General features: G+C 37.5%; 16 protein-coding genes. All 16 read left to right on the plus strand.

Annotated elements, in window-relative coordinates:
• Positions 1 to 15: 15 nt before the first annotated feature.
• Positions 16 to 528, plus strand: coding sequence for a DUF2004 domain-containing protein (locus tag EYD45_RS10970; protein ID WP_130964599.1), 513 nt, complete (start codon positions 16 to 18; stop codon positions 526 to 528).
• Positions 529 to 743: 215 nt separating this feature from the next.
• Positions 744 to 1,916, plus strand: a complete 1,173-nt coding sequence (locus EYD45_RS10980; RefSeq protein WP_130964600.1) for a trans-sulfuration enzyme family protein — start codon at positions 744 to 746, stop codon at positions 1,914 to 1,916.
• Positions 1,916 to 2,713 (plus strand): PhzF family phenazine biosynthesis protein, encoded by a 798-nt coding sequence (locus EYD45_RS10985; protein WP_233702629.1) that lies wholly within the window; start codon positions 1,916 to 1,918, stop codon positions 2,711 to 2,713. The genes EYD45_RS10980 and EYD45_RS10985 overlap by 1 nt, the downstream gene beginning before the upstream one ends.
• 72 nt (positions 2,714 to 2,785) lie before the next feature.
• Positions 2,786 to 3,778 carry a polysaccharide lyase family 7 protein gene (locus EYD45_RS10990; protein WP_130964602.1) on the plus strand — a complete coding sequence of 331 codons (993 nt, stop codon included), beginning with the start codon at positions 2,786 to 2,788 and terminating at the stop codon, positions 3,776 to 3,778.
• 31 nt (positions 3,779 to 3,809) lie between these two features.
• Complete coding sequence (locus tag EYD45_RS10995; protein ID WP_130964603.1) at positions 3,810 to 4,223, plus strand: RrF2 family transcriptional regulator; 414 nt, start codon at positions 3,810 to 3,812, stop codon at positions 4,221 to 4,223.
• A 180-nt stretch (positions 4,224 to 4,403) separates the two neighbouring features.
• Positions 4,404 to 4,649, plus strand: a complete 246-nt coding sequence (locus EYD45_RS11000; RefSeq protein ID WP_394343494.1) for a DUF2061 domain-containing protein — start codon at positions 4,404 to 4,406, stop codon at positions 4,647 to 4,649.
• 10 nt (positions 4,650 to 4,659) lie between these two features.
• The gene (locus EYD45_RS11005; protein WP_130964605.1) at positions 4,660 to 5,280 is read left to right on the plus strand and encodes a phosphoadenosine phosphosulfate reductase domain-containing protein; all 621 of its coding nucleotides are present in this window, start codon (positions 4,660 to 4,662) and stop codon (positions 5,278 to 5,280) included.
• A gap of 122 nt (positions 5,281 to 5,402) precedes the next feature.
• Positions 5,403 to 6,308, plus strand: a complete 906-nt coding sequence (gene cysD / locus EYD45_RS11010; RefSeq protein ID WP_130964606.1) for a sulfate adenylyltransferase subunit CysD — start codon at positions 5,403 to 5,405, stop codon at positions 6,306 to 6,308.
• 126 nt (positions 6,309 to 6,434) lie between these two features.
• Complete coding sequence (locus EYD45_RS11015) at positions 6,435 to 7,682, plus strand: sulfate adenylyltransferase subunit 1 (RefSeq protein ID WP_130964607.1); 1,248 nt, start codon at positions 6,435 to 6,437, stop codon at positions 7,680 to 7,682.
• A gap of 83 nt (positions 7,683 to 7,765) precedes the next feature.
• A complete protein-coding gene (locus EYD45_RS11020; protein WP_130964608.1) occupies positions 7,766 to 9,874 on the plus strand; it encodes a HEPN domain-containing protein in 2,109 nt (702 codons plus the stop codon).
• A 9-nt stretch (positions 9,875 to 9,883) separates the two neighbouring features.
• The gene (cobA, locus tag EYD45_RS11025; RefSeq protein ID WP_130964609.1) at positions 9,884 to 10,645 is read left to right on the plus strand and encodes a uroporphyrinogen-III C-methyltransferase; all 762 of its coding nucleotides are present in this window, start codon (positions 9,884 to 9,886) and stop codon (positions 10,643 to 10,645) included.
• Positions 10,646 to 10,648: 3 nt separating this feature from the next.
• Positions 10,649 to 11,233 carry a precorrin-2 dehydrogenase/sirohydrochlorin ferrochelatase family protein gene (locus EYD45_RS11030; protein WP_130964713.1) on the plus strand — a complete coding sequence of 195 codons (585 nt, stop codon included), beginning with the start codon at positions 10,649 to 10,651 and terminating at the stop codon, positions 11,231 to 11,233.
• 1 nt (position 11,234) lies between these two features.
• Positions 11,235 to 12,290, plus strand: coding sequence for an NAD(P)/FAD-dependent oxidoreductase (locus tag EYD45_RS11035; protein WP_130964610.1), 1,056 nt, complete (start codon positions 11,235 to 11,237; stop codon positions 12,288 to 12,290).
• Between the two features lie 237 nt (positions 12,291 to 12,527).
• Positions 12,528 to 13,271 (plus strand): serine O-acetyltransferase EpsC, encoded by a 744-nt coding sequence (gene epsC, locus EYD45_RS11040; RefSeq protein WP_130964611.1) that lies wholly within the window; start codon positions 12,528 to 12,530, stop codon positions 13,269 to 13,271.
• The gene (gene cysM / locus EYD45_RS11045) at positions 13,255 to 14,145 is read left to right on the plus strand and encodes a cysteine synthase CysM (protein ID WP_130964612.1); all 891 of its coding nucleotides are present in this window, start codon (positions 13,255 to 13,257) and stop codon (positions 14,143 to 14,145) included. Before epsC ends, cysM begins: the two co-directional genes overlap by 17 nt.
• Positions 14,146 to 14,157: 12 nt before the next feature.
• Positions 14,158 to 15,177 (plus strand): homocysteine S-methyltransferase family protein, encoded by a 1,020-nt coding sequence (locus EYD45_RS11050; RefSeq protein WP_130964613.1) that lies wholly within the window; start codon positions 14,158 to 14,160, stop codon positions 15,175 to 15,177.
• Positions 15,178 to 15,180: the final 3 nt, after the last annotated feature.

Below are 15,180 nucleotides of genomic sequence, written 5' to 3' on the forward strand. Positions count from 1 at the left end.
GATAAATCATCGAAAATGGGAATATTTGATTTTTTTAGAAAGACAAAAAAAGAAGATTTCGATAGTAGTTTAGAAAAAATTCGAACTATAGAAAGTCCTGATTTTTCAGAAATTGACACTGAAAACTTAAAAGATTATTATGATTGGACATTAAATTTTGGAGATAGAAAAATTAACTTGGATTTGAATTTTGAAACAGTCTCAACGGATCAATTGAAATTGAGTCAGATTTTGAATTTCATCCATAAGATACCAGATTTTGAAAAGCAGAATCGTAGCTATATTAAGACGGACTTTGAGCAAAAAGAAAGTATGACATCAGACTATTTAAATTTTTACTTAGATGAACTTACTGAAAGTGAATTGGCTGGTATAATTGGTAAAAATGTGCCGATAAAATCAAGACTTGGGCTACTGATGAAGAAGCTAAATCTGGTTAGGGTTGGAGTTTATCCGCAAGCTTCCCCCATTTTGGAACTTTCGATTACTCAATTGATATCGATGGAGATACTTGTAATCAAATTTTAGTTCTAAATATTAATCAAGATGGAACGCTAGATTATATAACTTGGGAAAGTTGAAAAGGCTATTGTAAAAAAAATGACCTTAGCAAACACACCCGCGTTAGGGATTGCAGAGGAAAGCCCACAGCCCGACGATAGGAGGTGCGAGGACTTGGAACGGAAAGCCCGACCGGAGCCTAAGCGGAGGTAACGCCCAAATAAAAAAATAAAATATAAAAAGTGAGTAAAAAGAAATTTGAAACGGAAGCGATACGGACGCAATGTGAAATGACACAGTTTTCGGAACATTCGGTGCCGTTGTATGTAACATCGGGATTTGTATTTGAGGATGCCGAGGAAATGCGCGCGTCGTTTGCCGAGGAAAAGCAGCGGGATTTATACAGCCGCTACAGCAACCCGAACGTGAACGAATTTGTGGATAAAGTGTGCGCGATGGAAGGCGCGGAAGCGGGGTTTGCGTTTGCTAGTGGTATGGCGGCGGTGTTTTCTACATTTGCCACCTTATTGGATACGGGCGACCATGTGGTGTCGTGTAGTTCGGTATTTGGGGCAACGCATGGGTTGTTTACCAAGTATTTCCCGAAGTGGAATATCGAGTGTTCGTACTTTAACATCAACGCCGTTGAAACGGTTGAAAGCTTGATTAAACCCAACACGAAATTTATTTATGCCGAAACGCCTACGAATCCTGGTGTGGATGTGTTGGATTTGGAGTTTTTGAGTGCCATTTGTAAAAAACATGGTTTGCTGTTGGTGATTGACAATTGCTTTGCAACGCCGTATTTGCAAAATCCTATAAAATTTGGTGCGGATTTGGTGATTCATTCGGCTACGAAGTTGATGGACGGACAAGGGCGTGTTTTAGGTGGTGTTACTGTCGGTAGAGCAGACTTGATACGTGAAATTTATTTGTTTTCTAGATTAACGGGGCCTGCGATGAGTCCGTTTAATGCTTGGGTGTTATCTAAGTCTTTAGAGACTTTGGCAATTAGAGTGGATAGGCATTGTGAGAATGCTTTAAAGTTGGCGGAGTTTTTAGAAGCGCATCCAAAGGTAAAATGGGTGAAATATCCGTTTTTAAAGTCGCATCCTAAATATGAGATTGCTAAAAAACAAATGCGTTTAGGTGGCAATATTGTAGCTTTTGAGGTTGAAGGTGGTTTAAATGGTGGTCGTGCCTTTTTTGATAACATTAAAATGTGTTCGTTGTCTGCCAATTTGGGAGATTCTAGAACTATTGTAACGCACCCAGCAAGTACTACGCACGCTAAGGTGGAAGCTGAAGTGAAAACTGCTGCAGGCATTACCGACGGGATGGTACGTTGCTCCTTAGGTTTGGAGCATATTGATGATATTATTGCTGATATTGAGCAGGCTTTAAATAATGCATAATGAATAACAAAACAATATACCAGGTTGATGCATTTGCGGAAGAGGTTTTTAAAGGCAACCCCGCAGGTGTTATGATTCTTGATGAATTGCCTTCTGAAGCATGGATGCAGCACATGGCTATGGAGATGAATTTATCCGAAACTGCTTTTGTGGCGCCCAATGGTTCAGGTTATGATATTCGCTATTTTACACCTACCGTTGAAATTCCGTTGTGTGGTCATGCCACGTTAGCGTCGGCACATATGATGTATCAATTAGGAATGAAAGCATCCGATGAGGTGATTCACTTTAAAGCAAAAGGTGGTGATTTGACGATTACCAAATCAGGAGATTATGTAGTGATGACGTTTCCACAGTATCGCCTTTCAAAAGCGGAGACTCCAAAGCATTTTAGTACTCTAGTTGGCTTTGAACCTGTTGGGTTTTATAAAAGTGATGACAATTGGGTAGTCGCTGTTGCAGCACAACGAGAGGCTATTGAAAAGTGTAATCCGAACTTTGAGGCTCTAAGAACAAACGGACTTGGACATTTGATGGTAACGTCTGAAGGAAAAAGCGAAGATGTTGATTTTGTAGTGCGTTGTTTTGTACCGCAAGCAGGAATTAATGAAGATCCTGTAACGGGTTCTGCACATTGTGCCTTAACGCCATTATGGGCTAACAGATTAGGTAAAACACAAATGATATCACATCAAATTTCGAAGCGAGGTGGCGTTTTGCAAGTAGCTTTGAAAGATTACAATGTAGAAATTAAAGGGAAAGCTGTTACTGTTTTTGAGGCAAAGTTGAGTATATAATTTGGCACATTAATTGTTTCAATTTTCTTATGTAATTTATCAGAAAAGCTAGCTATCTTTTAAAAAAGAAAAATGAAAACATATACCCCTATTCCTTACTTACTTTTTGCCCTAATAATTTTTTTTAGTTGTAGCTCAGGAGAAAATATGGCTGATGACGACATGCTTGATGACGACACAGAAGAAACTGAAAAGCCTGATGACACACAAAACCCTCAAGGATTAGATTCTAACAAGTCTCCATCAGAGAACTTCGATTTATCTACATGGAATTTAAGTATACCCGAAGATGAAGGGGACGGCACATCATTAAATATTACAGTTGCTCAACTAAATAACAAATATCAAAACAGTAAATATTTCTACACCGCTGATGATGGAGGCATGGTGTTTAAATGTCCTGTTGATGGTTTTAAAACATCTACTAATACGAATTACACACGTGTAGAATTTCGCGAAATGCTTAGAGGGACAAATACAAGTATAAAAGCACAAGGCGTTACAAAGAATAATTGGGTTTTTGGTACCGCACCAGCAGCTGATAAAAATGCGGCTTTTGGTTATGATGGCGAGATGAATGCTACAGTAGCCGTAAATCATGTTACCACCTCAGGAAATAGTAATCAAGTGGGTAGGGTAATTATTGGACAAATACATGCCAATGATGATGAGCCTATCCGGTTGTATTACAGGAAATTACCAAACAATGAAAAAGGATCAATCTATTTTGCTCATGAGCCTACTCCTGGCAATGGTGATGAACAATGGTATGAGATGATTGGATCAAGAAGTAGTAGCGCATCAAATCCTGAGGATGGAATTGCGCTTAATGAAAAATTTAGCTATCGTATTAGGACTGTTGGAGATGTACTAACGGTTATTATCTTTAGGGAAGGAAAAGATAACGTGGTTAAAACTGTAAATATGGCCAGCAGTGGATTCAATGTTGGCGGTCAATACATGTATTTTAAAGCAGGAGTTTATAACCAAAATAATTCTGGTAATGGAGATGATTATGTACAGGCAACATTTTATGCATTGGATAAATCTCATACAACAAACTAGTTAGGTGTTTTAAAATATATATATTAGCCTAATGCTATCCAAAAAAACGAAATACGGTTTAAAAGCCCTAACATTTATTGCAAGAAGCGGAGAAGATGTTCCTGTGCAAGTTAGCGTTATCGCTAAAAGCGAGCAAATTCCACAAAAATTTCTAGAAAGTATATTACTTACCTTGAGGAAGGCTGGAATTTTAGGTTCTAAAAAAGGAAAGCATGGAGGCTATTATTTAAGAAGTGAACCTTCTGAAATTAAAATGACCGATGTCATGCGGGTTCTTGAAGGACCAATTGCTATGGTACCTTGCGTAAGTTTAAACTACTATGAAAAGTGTGATGATTGTCCAGATGAGCACAAATGTAGTGTTCATCGATTAATGATTGAAGTTAGAGATAGCACACTTAAAGTGTTTAGAAATACGACATTGGCAGATTTATCAAAGGTTTAGAGATTGTAAAATTCATATCATAACTCCGTTTCTTTATAAGTTTTCTTCATTTTATCACCAAAATACTTCATTATCCTAAAAAATTAAACAGAGCGTTTGTCGTGTAGAAAAAAGTATTACTTTTGTAAACCCTACTAAATTGATAGGATTAATATAAAATAACGACAAATGATTGCGCAAATGTTAGTTAAAAGTAAACAGAAGTCCACTTACAAGGAGGATAGTGTTGGAGAAAAACCGATAAGAAGTGTAGCAAAAGCACTTAGTTGGAGGGTAGTGGGTACTTTAGACACCTTAGTGGTTTCTTACGTGTTAACAGGTAGAATATCCCTTGCTGCATCAATCGCCTCAGTGGATTTCTTAACAAAATTGGTACTTTACTTTTTCCATGAGCGTATTTGGAATGCAGTTAAATGGGGAAAATAAACAAGAAGATATGTTTACAGAAGATCAGATAAAAGAATTAAATAAAAGTTTTGAAAAAGCATCGCCAACTGAAATTATCCAGAAGGCTTTTGAGCTTAGTAATAACACGGTAGTTACCACTAACTTTAGACCTTATGAAGCTGCAATCCTTCATGCGGTAAGCAAAGTAAAACCTGAAATACCTGTAGTTTGGTGTGATACAGGTTACAATACACCACAAACCTACAGACATGCGGAACAGGTGATTAAAGATTTAAGCTTGAATGTGCATCTATATGTGCCAAAACAAACATCAGCACACCGTGATGTGGTTTTAGGGATTCCTTCTATAGACGACCCTAAGCATGCTGAATTTACGGAGCAGGTAAAATTGGAACCTTTTAAAAGGGCTATGGATGAGCACAAACCTAAAGTTTGGTTTACAAATCTACGTCAAGGACAAACAGCATTTAGAAATAGCATTGGCATTTTTAGTTTAAGTAAAGATGGGGTTTTAAAAGTGAGTCCTTTTTATTACTGGTCTGATGAAAAATTAGACACTTATTTAGAAGAAAATAACTTACCAAACGAATTTAAATATTTCGATCCAACAAAAGCATTAGAAAATAGAGAGTGTGGTTTACACGCATAGTCAGTAAGCAGTGGCAGTAAAACAGTGAAACCGATTAAGACATTAAAATAGTAACAAAAAACACTTACTCCGCCCGAGTAAGTTTTCCTCCCTCTTGGGGAGGTTAGGAGGGGCTTCTAATTATGAATAAAGATACATCACATATCAACTCGTTAGAAAACGAAGCGATTTACATTATGAGAGAAGTAGCAGCACAGTTTGAAAAACCAGTGTTGTTATTCTCAGGAGGAAAAGACTCGATAACGTTAGTGCGTTTAGCAGTAAAAGCATTTTACCCAGCTAAAGTGCCGTTTCCATTAATGCATATTGATACTGGCCATAACTTCCCTGAAACGATTGAGTTTAGAGATCGTTTGGTAAAAGAATTAGGTTTAGAGTTGATTGTTAGAAACGTACAGGATTCTATTGATCAAGGAAAAGTTAAAGAGGAATCAGGACGTTACGCTAGTAGAAACATGCTACAAACTACTACACTTTTAGATGCCCTAGAAGAGTTTAAGTTTGATGCTGCAATTGGTGGTGCACGTCGTGACGAAGAAAAAGCGAGAGCCAAAGAGCGTATTTTTTCAGTTCGTGATGATTTTGGACAATGGGATGAGAAAAACCAAAGACCAGAATTATTTGATATGTTGAATGGTGAGATTGACCATGGGCAGAATGTTCGTGTATTCCCTATTTCAAATTGGACAGAACTAGATGTTTGGTCTTACATAGAAAAAGAAAACATCGAAATACCATCAATTTACTTTGCGCACAAACGTAAAGTATTCTTAAGAGATGGTATGATTTGGTCAGCTGATGATGAGGTTGTTTACAGAGACGAACACGAAGAAGTTATAGAAGAGATGGTGCGTTTTAGAACTGTAGGCGACATGAGTTGTACGGCAGCGGTATTATCAGACGCAGTATCAATAGATAAAGTTGTTGAAGAAATTAGAGATTCTTCAATTTCAGAACGAGGAGCACGAATTGATGATAAACGCTCTGAAGCAGCAATGGAAAAACGTAAACAACAGGGGTATTTTTAAAATTTTCTTTAGAAAATTTTGCCTTTAGCTATTGGCTTTAGCCATTAGCAAACTAAAAAGAATTTAAAATTAGGCAAGCGGAGATTAGCCAACAGCTAATAGCCAAAGGCCAACAGCCAATAAAAAATGGAAGTATTAAAAATAGCAACAGCAGGAAGTGTAGATGATGGAAAAAGTACCTTAATAGGACGTATTCTTTACGATACAAAATCCTTAACTACAGATAAGTTAGAAGCCATTGAAAAAACAAGTAAACAACGTGGATACGATTACCTAGATTTTTCTTTAGCTACCGATGGTTTAGTTGCCGAGAGAGAACAAGGTATCACAATTGATGTCGCTCATATTTACTTTTCAACTAAAAAGAAAAGTTACATTATTGCAGATACTCCTGGTCATGTTGAATATACAAGAAACATGGTAACAGGGGCTTCAACATCACAGGCATCTATCATTTTAATCGATGCTAGAAAAGGGGTTATTGAGCAAACCAATCGTCATTTCTTCATCAATAATCTATTGAGGATTAAAGACGTTGTTGTGGCTATTAATAAAATGGACTTGGTAGATTATTCAGAAGAGGTTTATAATAAGATTAAGGCTGATTTTGAAGAATTAATGAAAAAACGTGATTACCAAGATCAAAAAATTTCATTTATACCAGTAAGTGCATTAAAAGGCGATAATGTAGTAAATAAATCTGATGCCATGCCTTGGTACAAAGGCGAAGCATTATTGGAGCACTTAGAGCAATTAGATAAGGCAGATATTTTTAATGTGGGTACACCACGTTTCCCTGTGCAGTATGTAATTCGGCCAAAAACTGAAGATTACCATGATTTTAGAGGATATGCGGGTAAAGTGTATGGAGGCGATTTAAGCGTTGGTGATGATATTATTGTGTTGCCATCAAAAACACGTTCAAAAATCAAGGATATTTATTTCTATGACGAAAAGTATGAAACGGCATCAAGACGTTCTTCAGTTACGATCACTTTAGAAAATGATATCAATGTAAGTCGTGGTGATATGATTGTGAAAGAGAATGACTTACCGACAATTGATAAACAGTTTACAGCCAATGTATGTTGGATGGATACTGATGAGTTAACACCCGGTGGTAAATATATCGTTCAACATGGTATTAATAAAGTACTGGCAAAAGTTGATAGCATAAACCATAAAATTCATCCAGATTACTCTGGTTTTGAAAAAGGGGTAACAAGTTTGGGAATCAATGATATTGCGTCTGTAACTTTTAAATTAAACAAACCAATTTTTTACGATCAGTTTAAAAATCACAGAACTAACGGGTCATTTATTATAATCGATACACAGTCTAACAATACAGTTGGCGCTGGTTTTATCCAATAAATAAGTAAAAAGTTAGAAAGTGAAAAGTTGCAAAGCAAACTACTTTTCAACTTTTCAACTTTCAACATTCAAACTTAGAAACAATGCAAAGTTTTAGAACAGAAATAGAAAATCCAGTTGTTGAAAAGGATATCATTGAATTAGCGAATAAAATTGAGCTTTTTCACAATGGGAAAATAGACGAAGAGAAATTTAGAAGCTTGCGTTTAGCACGTGGGGTGTACGGTCAGCGTCAAGAGGGTGTGCAAATGATTCGTATTAAATTGCCTTACGGAAAAGTAAAAAGCAATCAGTTACACCGAATTTCTGATGTTTCTGATGAATATTCAAGAGGAAGATTACACATTACCACACGCCAAGATATTCAAATTCACTATGTGGATTTAAACCGTACACCTGAGCTTTGGGCGGAATTGGAGCGCGACGACGTAACCCTTCGTGAAGCTTGTGGTAATACAGTTAGAAACGTAACAGCTTCTGAAACTGCGGGTATTGATATAAACGAGCCGTTTGATGTGTCACCTTATGCAGATGCACTGTACAAGTTCTTTTTGCGTAATCCAATTTGTCAGGAAATGGGGCGTAAATTCAAGGTGTCTTTTTCGTCTTCAGATGAAGATACAGGATTGTCGTACATGCACGATTTAGGTTTTATAGCTAAAATCAAAGATGGAGTTCGCGGGTTTAAGGTGATGATTGGTGGCGGATTGGGTTCGCAACCTCGTCATGCCGATGTGTTGTACGAGTTTTTGGAAACAGATAAAATCATTCCAGTAATGGAAGGTGTTTTAAGGATTTTTGACCGTCATGGTGAGCGTAAAAGTCGCGCCAAAGCAAGAATGAAATTCTTAATCAAAGATATAGGTTTAGATGCGTTTAAGGAGTTAGTAGAAGCTGAACAAAATGCGATTGAATTAAAGTCAGTAGCCATTGATGCTGATACTTACGAAGCGTCAACGCCGGCAGAAATAGCTGAAATTCCGACAGTAGAAATTAAAGACCAGCAAGCCTTCGAAACTTGGAAGGCTACCAACTTAATTCCTCAAAAGCAGGAAGGTTATGTGGCTATCGGAATCAAAGTGCTGTTAGGTGATTTCTATACGGATAAAGCAAGGTTGTTAGCAGATTTGGTGGAGAATTACGCAGCAGGAGAAATTCGTTTGTCTTTGCGCCAAAATATCGTCATTCCTTTTGTAAAAAGGGAATTGGTACCATTTTTCTACTCAGAATTAGAAAAATTAGGATTTGTTGAAGCCGGTTATAACAAAGCCGTAGATATAACGGCATGCCCAGGAACTGACACCTGTAATTTGGGTATTGCAAGCAGTACAGGAATTGCAGATGAATTAGAACGCGTGATTAAAGCGGAATATCCACAATATTTAAAAAACGAAGATTTAGTAATTAAAATCAGTGGTTGTATGAATGCCTGTGGGCAACACAATATGGCAAATATTGGATTTCAAGGAATGTCGGTTCGTACACCAGATAAGTTGGTGGCACCTGCTTTACAGGTATTGCTTGGTGGTGGAAATTTAGGCGATGGTAACGGTGTTTTTGCAGACAAGGTTGTAAAAGTGCCAAGTAGAAGAGGTCCTGAAGCGTTGCGTCGTATTTTAGATGATTACGAAGCTAATTCCAACGGAGAATTATTTGTGGACTACTACAAGGAAAAAGGAGAAAAATATTTTTATGATATTCTTCAAGATTTACAAGATGTATCTAATTTGACTGAGTTAGATTTTATTGATTGGGGAACTGAGGAAAAATATGTAAAAGAAATTGGTATTGGTGAATGTGCAGGAGTGGTGATTGATTTAGTAGCAACATTATTCTTAGAGAGTGATGAAAAAATAGAAAATGCTAAGGCATCCGTTGCAAATAGCGTGTATTCTGGAGCTATTTATCATGCCTATAGTTCTATGGTCAATACTGCAAAGGCGTTATTGACTGCAGAGAAAAAGAAAACCAACAGTCATTCAAATATTATTACACAATTTGATGAGGTTTTTGTTTCTACTGGTATAATAGAATTAACAGATAGCTTTGCTAATATTGTGTATCAAATCAATAAATTTGCACCTTCAAGAGAGTTTGCTTTAAATTACATAGAAGGTGCCAGTCAATTTTTGCAAAGTGCCAGAGTGTATAGAGAATTAGAGCTAAGTGCCGCTCAAAAAAAGGCGGTTTAAGAAATCGAAATGAGTATTAAAACCCCAAAATTAACGGTTGTTGGTGCTGGCCCAGGTGATGAGGAATTAATCACTTTAAAAGCGATTAAAGCTATCGAATCCGCTGATGTCATTCTATATGATGCACTGATCAACGAATCTTTATTAAACTATGCTTCGGAAGATGCCGAACTTATTTTTGTGGGGAAACGCAAGGGGTGTTATGCATTTCAACAAGAACAAATCAATGAGTTGATTGTTGCAAAAGCCAAAGAAAAAGGACATGTAGTACGATTAAAGGGAGGTGATCCATTTATTTTTGGAAGGGGTGCTGAGGAGATTGATTATGTAAGACAGTTCGGCTTGGAAACCTTTGTGGTGCCTGGGATTTCATCGTCTGTGGCGGTACCGGCCTATCAAGGTATTCCGTTAACAAAACGCGGTGCGTCTGAAAGTTTTTGGGTCATTACAGGAACCACAAAACAGCATAAATTGTCGGCAGATGTAGCCTTAGCGGCCAAATCCACTGCGACGGTTGTGATATTGATGGGTATGGGTAAATTGGCTGAAATTGTAAATATTTTTTCTAAAGAAGGAAAAGAAGATACCGCAGTGGCAATCATTCAAAATGGAACAAGAGATAACGAAAATGTTGGCATTGGAACCATCAATACTATTGAAAAAATAGTTGAGGAAAAGCAATTAGCAAACCCTGCAATTATAATCATAGGCGATGTGGTTAAGGAAAGAGCAGTGTTAAGTTCTATATATAGTGAAGTGGCAAAGGTATAAATGATGGAACGCAATAATTTATATCCTATTTTTCTAAAAGCACGAAGCCTGAATGTATTGATTGTTGGAGGGGGAAACGTAGCCGAAGAAAAACTAACGTTCTTATTAAAATCGAGTCCAGATGCGCATATAACTATGGTATCACCAATGTTTCGTGGAGGTACTATAGAACTTGCCAAGAAAGGTTGTGTAACATTGGTTGACGATGTTTACAAAAAAAAGTATTTAATTGGCAAGCATATGGTTGTAGCTACGACTGATGTGCCAGAAGTCAATGTTCAAGTTTGGAAAGATTGTAGAGCCGAGGCAAAATTGGTTAATGTAGCAGATAATCCACCGTACTGCGATTTTTATATGGGAGGTATTGTAACAAAAGGCAATGTGAAAGTCGCTATTTCAACTAACGGAAAGTCGCCAACAACGGCTAAACGCTTGCGGCAATTTTTTGAGGAAGTCATTCCTGAGAATATTGACGATTTAGTAAAGAATTTAAACGAATATAGAAAAACGATAAAAGGAGATTTCGAAGAAAAAGTGGAAACACTAAACGAATTCACTAAAGGATTAATACAAAAAAGAGAATCATAAAATGATTAAGACGGATATACTAATCATAGGGGCAGGACCAACAGGATTATTCACTGTTTTTGAAGCAGGATTATTGAAATTGAAATGTCATTTAATTGATGCATTACCACAACCAGGTGGGCAGTGTTCTGAGATTTATCCCAAAAAACCTATCTATGATATTCCTGGGTTTCCAGAAATTCTTGCTGGGGATTTAACAAGAAATCTGTTAGAGCAAGGAAAACAATTCGAGCCAGGGTTTACCTTAGGGGAAAGAGCAGATACTATCGAAAAACAAGAGGATGGAACGTTTATAGTGACGACCAATAAAGGGACAAAACATCACGCACCTGTTGTTGCAATAGCTAGTGGCTTGGGGAGTTTTGAACCTAGAAAACCAGCTATTGATGCCTTGGCTGATTACGAGGATAAAGGTGTTGAGTATATTATTAAAGAGCCAGAAATGTACCGTGATAAAAATGTGGTTATTGCTGGTGGTGGAGATTCTGCTTTGGATTGGAGTATCTTTTTAGCCGACGTAGCAAAAAGTGTTACACTAGTCCATAGACGAAATGAATTTAGAGGGCACTTGGATTCTGTTGAAAAGGTTAGAGAGCTTAAAAATGAAGGTAAAATTACTTTGATTACACCAGCTGAAGTTACTAACATTCTTGGAGATGGTAAGGTTGAGGCCATTGAAATAACTAAAAAAGATGAAGCGCCGATTACTTTAGAAACAGATCATTTCATTCCGTTATTTGGGTTGTCACCTAAATTGGGACCAATTGCAAACTGGGGCTTAGAGATTGAAAAGAATGCTATAAAAGTGAATAATGCTTTAGATTATCAAACTAATATTCCAGGTATATTTGCCATTGGTGATGGTAACTATTACCCAGGAAAATTAAAACTGATACTTTGCGGTTTTCATGAAGCCACTATTATGTGTCAAGCGGCATATAAAATTATAAATCCTGGTAAGAAATTTGTGTTAAAGTACACCACGGTTTCTGGTATTGATGGATTTGATGGTACAAGAAAAGAAGCACCAAAAGCGGTGGTACAAGCTATAAATTAGGTTTAGAAATGACCTTGGCAGGTATGCCCGCGTTAGGGATTGCAGAGAAAAGCCCACAGCCCGACGCGGGAGGTGCGAGGACTTGAAACGTAAAGCCCGACCCTTTGTGGGTAACGCCCAATAAAACATATTTTTAACATGATCCTGCAAGGTGTGAAAGCTTTGTAGGATTTAATGTTTAATAAGAATGGGATTTACAGAGATAAGTTTTACTTTTATCAACCGAAAAATCGAAAGATGAAAAGCTATAATGTTTGCTTAAAAGATACGGTTAAAACCTTTACGAAACGCTTGTTTTATTCTTTGTTCGATTGTGAACAAGAAGAGGAGCATGGTTCGTATTTAGAAAAGACCTTCTTAAAGATATTATCTGCTTTAGAGATGGAAAATGGAGCGACCATTTGGGAAAGCTTTAAAGCAGAACTTCCAGAAATAAGAAAAAAGCTAGATTTGGATGCCATTGCATTTGAAAAGAACGATCCTGCCTCACACTGTTTGCAGGAGATTTATTTGGCGTATCCAGGATTTCATGCGATATCAGTTTACAGATTGAGTCACGCCCTTTATAAACGCGGTGTTTACATTTTACCGAGAATGATGAGCGAGTATGTGCATGGTATAACTGGTATTGATATTCACCCAGGAGCCACTATCGGAGAGTCTTTCTATATCGATCATGGAACGGGTATTGTAATAGGTGAAACCTCAATTATAGGAAAGGATGTGAAGATTTATCAAGGGGTAACCTTAGGAGGCGTTTCTGTTTCAAAAAGTTTGGCAAAAACTAAACGCCACCCAACTATTGAAGACGGTGTGTGCATTTATGCAAATGCGACTATCTTGGGTGGAGATATTTCCATTGGAGCAAACAGTATTATTGGAGCAAACGTTTGGATTACAGAATCAGTTCCTGAAAATTCATTAGTAACCTATCAAACAGAAATTAAAATAAGACCAAAAAAGAATGGCATACGAGAATAGTATTATTGGTCAAATAGGAAATACGCCTTTGGTTGAAGCAACACATTTGCTTCAAAAGAAAGGGGTGCGTTTATTTTTGAAATTAGAAGGAAATAATCCTGGTGGAAGTGTAAAAGATCGACCTGCGTTTAATATGATAAACGAAGCTTTAAAAAGAGGCGACATTAAAAAAGGCGGAACATTGGTTGAAGCAACTAGCGGAAATACTGGGATAGCTTTGGCATTTATAGCAAAGCTTTTAGGTATGAATATGGTGTTGATTATGCCTGAAAACTCCACCGAAGAACGTGTAAAAACTATGCGAGCGTATGGTGCCGAGGTGGTTTTAACACCTGCTGATATTGGGATTGAAGGGTCGCGTGATTTAGCGTTTAAACTAAGGGATGAAAAGGGCTATACATTACTGAATCAGTTTGAGAATGACGACAACTGGAAGGCTCACTATAAAACTACTGGTCCAGAAATATGGGAAGCGACTAACGGAAAGATTACACATTTTGTAGCCACCATGGGAACTACGGGTACGATTACAGGTACTTCTAAATATTTAAAAGAAAAAAATAAGGATATCACCATAGTGGGAGCGCAACCTGCCGATGGTGCAAGAATCCCTGGTATTAGAAAATGGTCTCCAGAATATGTGCCAAAGTTTTTTGATCCCTCTAGAGTGGATGTGGTTATTGATGTGACCGAGGAAGATGCTAAAAGAACAACAAAAAACCTTGCAAAAGAAGAAGGCGTATTTGCCGGTATGAGTAGTGGAGGTTCAGTTTATTGCGCGTTAAAGACTGCCGAAAGTATAGAAGAAGGTGTAATTGTAGCAATTATTTGCGATAGAGGCGATAGGTATTTATCATCAACATTGTTTGAATAAGAAAAAGTAAAAATGGCAAACATTCAAGAAGCTTTAAAAGAGCGAATTTTGGTTTTAGATGGTGCTATGGGTACTATGCTACAAGCCTATAAATTTACAGAAGAAGACTTTAGGGGCGAGCGTTTTAAGGATTACCCAACACCATTACAGGGTAATAACGATTTGTTGTCTATTACACAGCCAGAAGCCATAAAAACAATTCACGGAAAGTATTTTGAGGTTGGGGCTGATATAGTAGAAACCAATACATTTTCTGGTACTACCATTGCCATGGCCGATTACCAAATGGAAGATTTGGTGTATGAACTCAATTATGAGTCAGCTAGAATAGCCAAAGAAGTAGCTGATGAGTTTACCGCAAGAGAACCTCATAAACCTCGTTTTGTAGCGGGTTCTATCGGGCCAACAAATAGAACTGCTAGCATGTCGCCAGATGTAAATGACCCTGGATATCGTGCCGTGACATTTGATGAATTGCGTATTGCATATAAACAACAAGTAGAAGCGTTGGTTGATGGTGGCGTAGATTTATTATTAGTTGAAACGGTATTTGATACCTTAAATGCTAAAGCTGCATTATTTGCTATTGAAGAAGTAAAAGCTGAACGACATATTGATATACCAATTATGCTGAGCGGCACAATTACCGATGCTTCTGGAAGAACTTTGTCTGGTCAAACTGCTGAGGCATTTTTAATTTCGGTATCTCACGTGCCTCTATTGTCTGTTGGTTTCAATTGCGCTTTGGGTGCTAATCTATTACAGCCGCATTTAGAGGCGATTTCCAACAAAACGGACTTTGCTATTTCAGCACATCCTAACGCTGGTTTGCCAAATGCCTTTGGAGAATATGATGAATCGCCAGAGGAAATGGGAGCGCAAATTGAAGAGTATCTCAAAAAGAACTTAATAAATATTATAGGAGGATGCTGTGGTACGAGTCCAGAGCATATAAAGGTAATTGCTGATATTGCAGCGAAATATCAACCACGGAAAGCTGTCGCCCTTAGTGCAATAGAAGGGTCTCATTAAATA

Origin of the sequence: Hyunsoonleella flava (assembly GCF_004310325.1) — a bacterium.
In the GTDB taxonomy this organism is placed as follows: Bacteria; Bacteroidota; Bacteroidia; order Flavobacteriales; family Flavobacteriaceae; genus Jejuia; species Jejuia flava.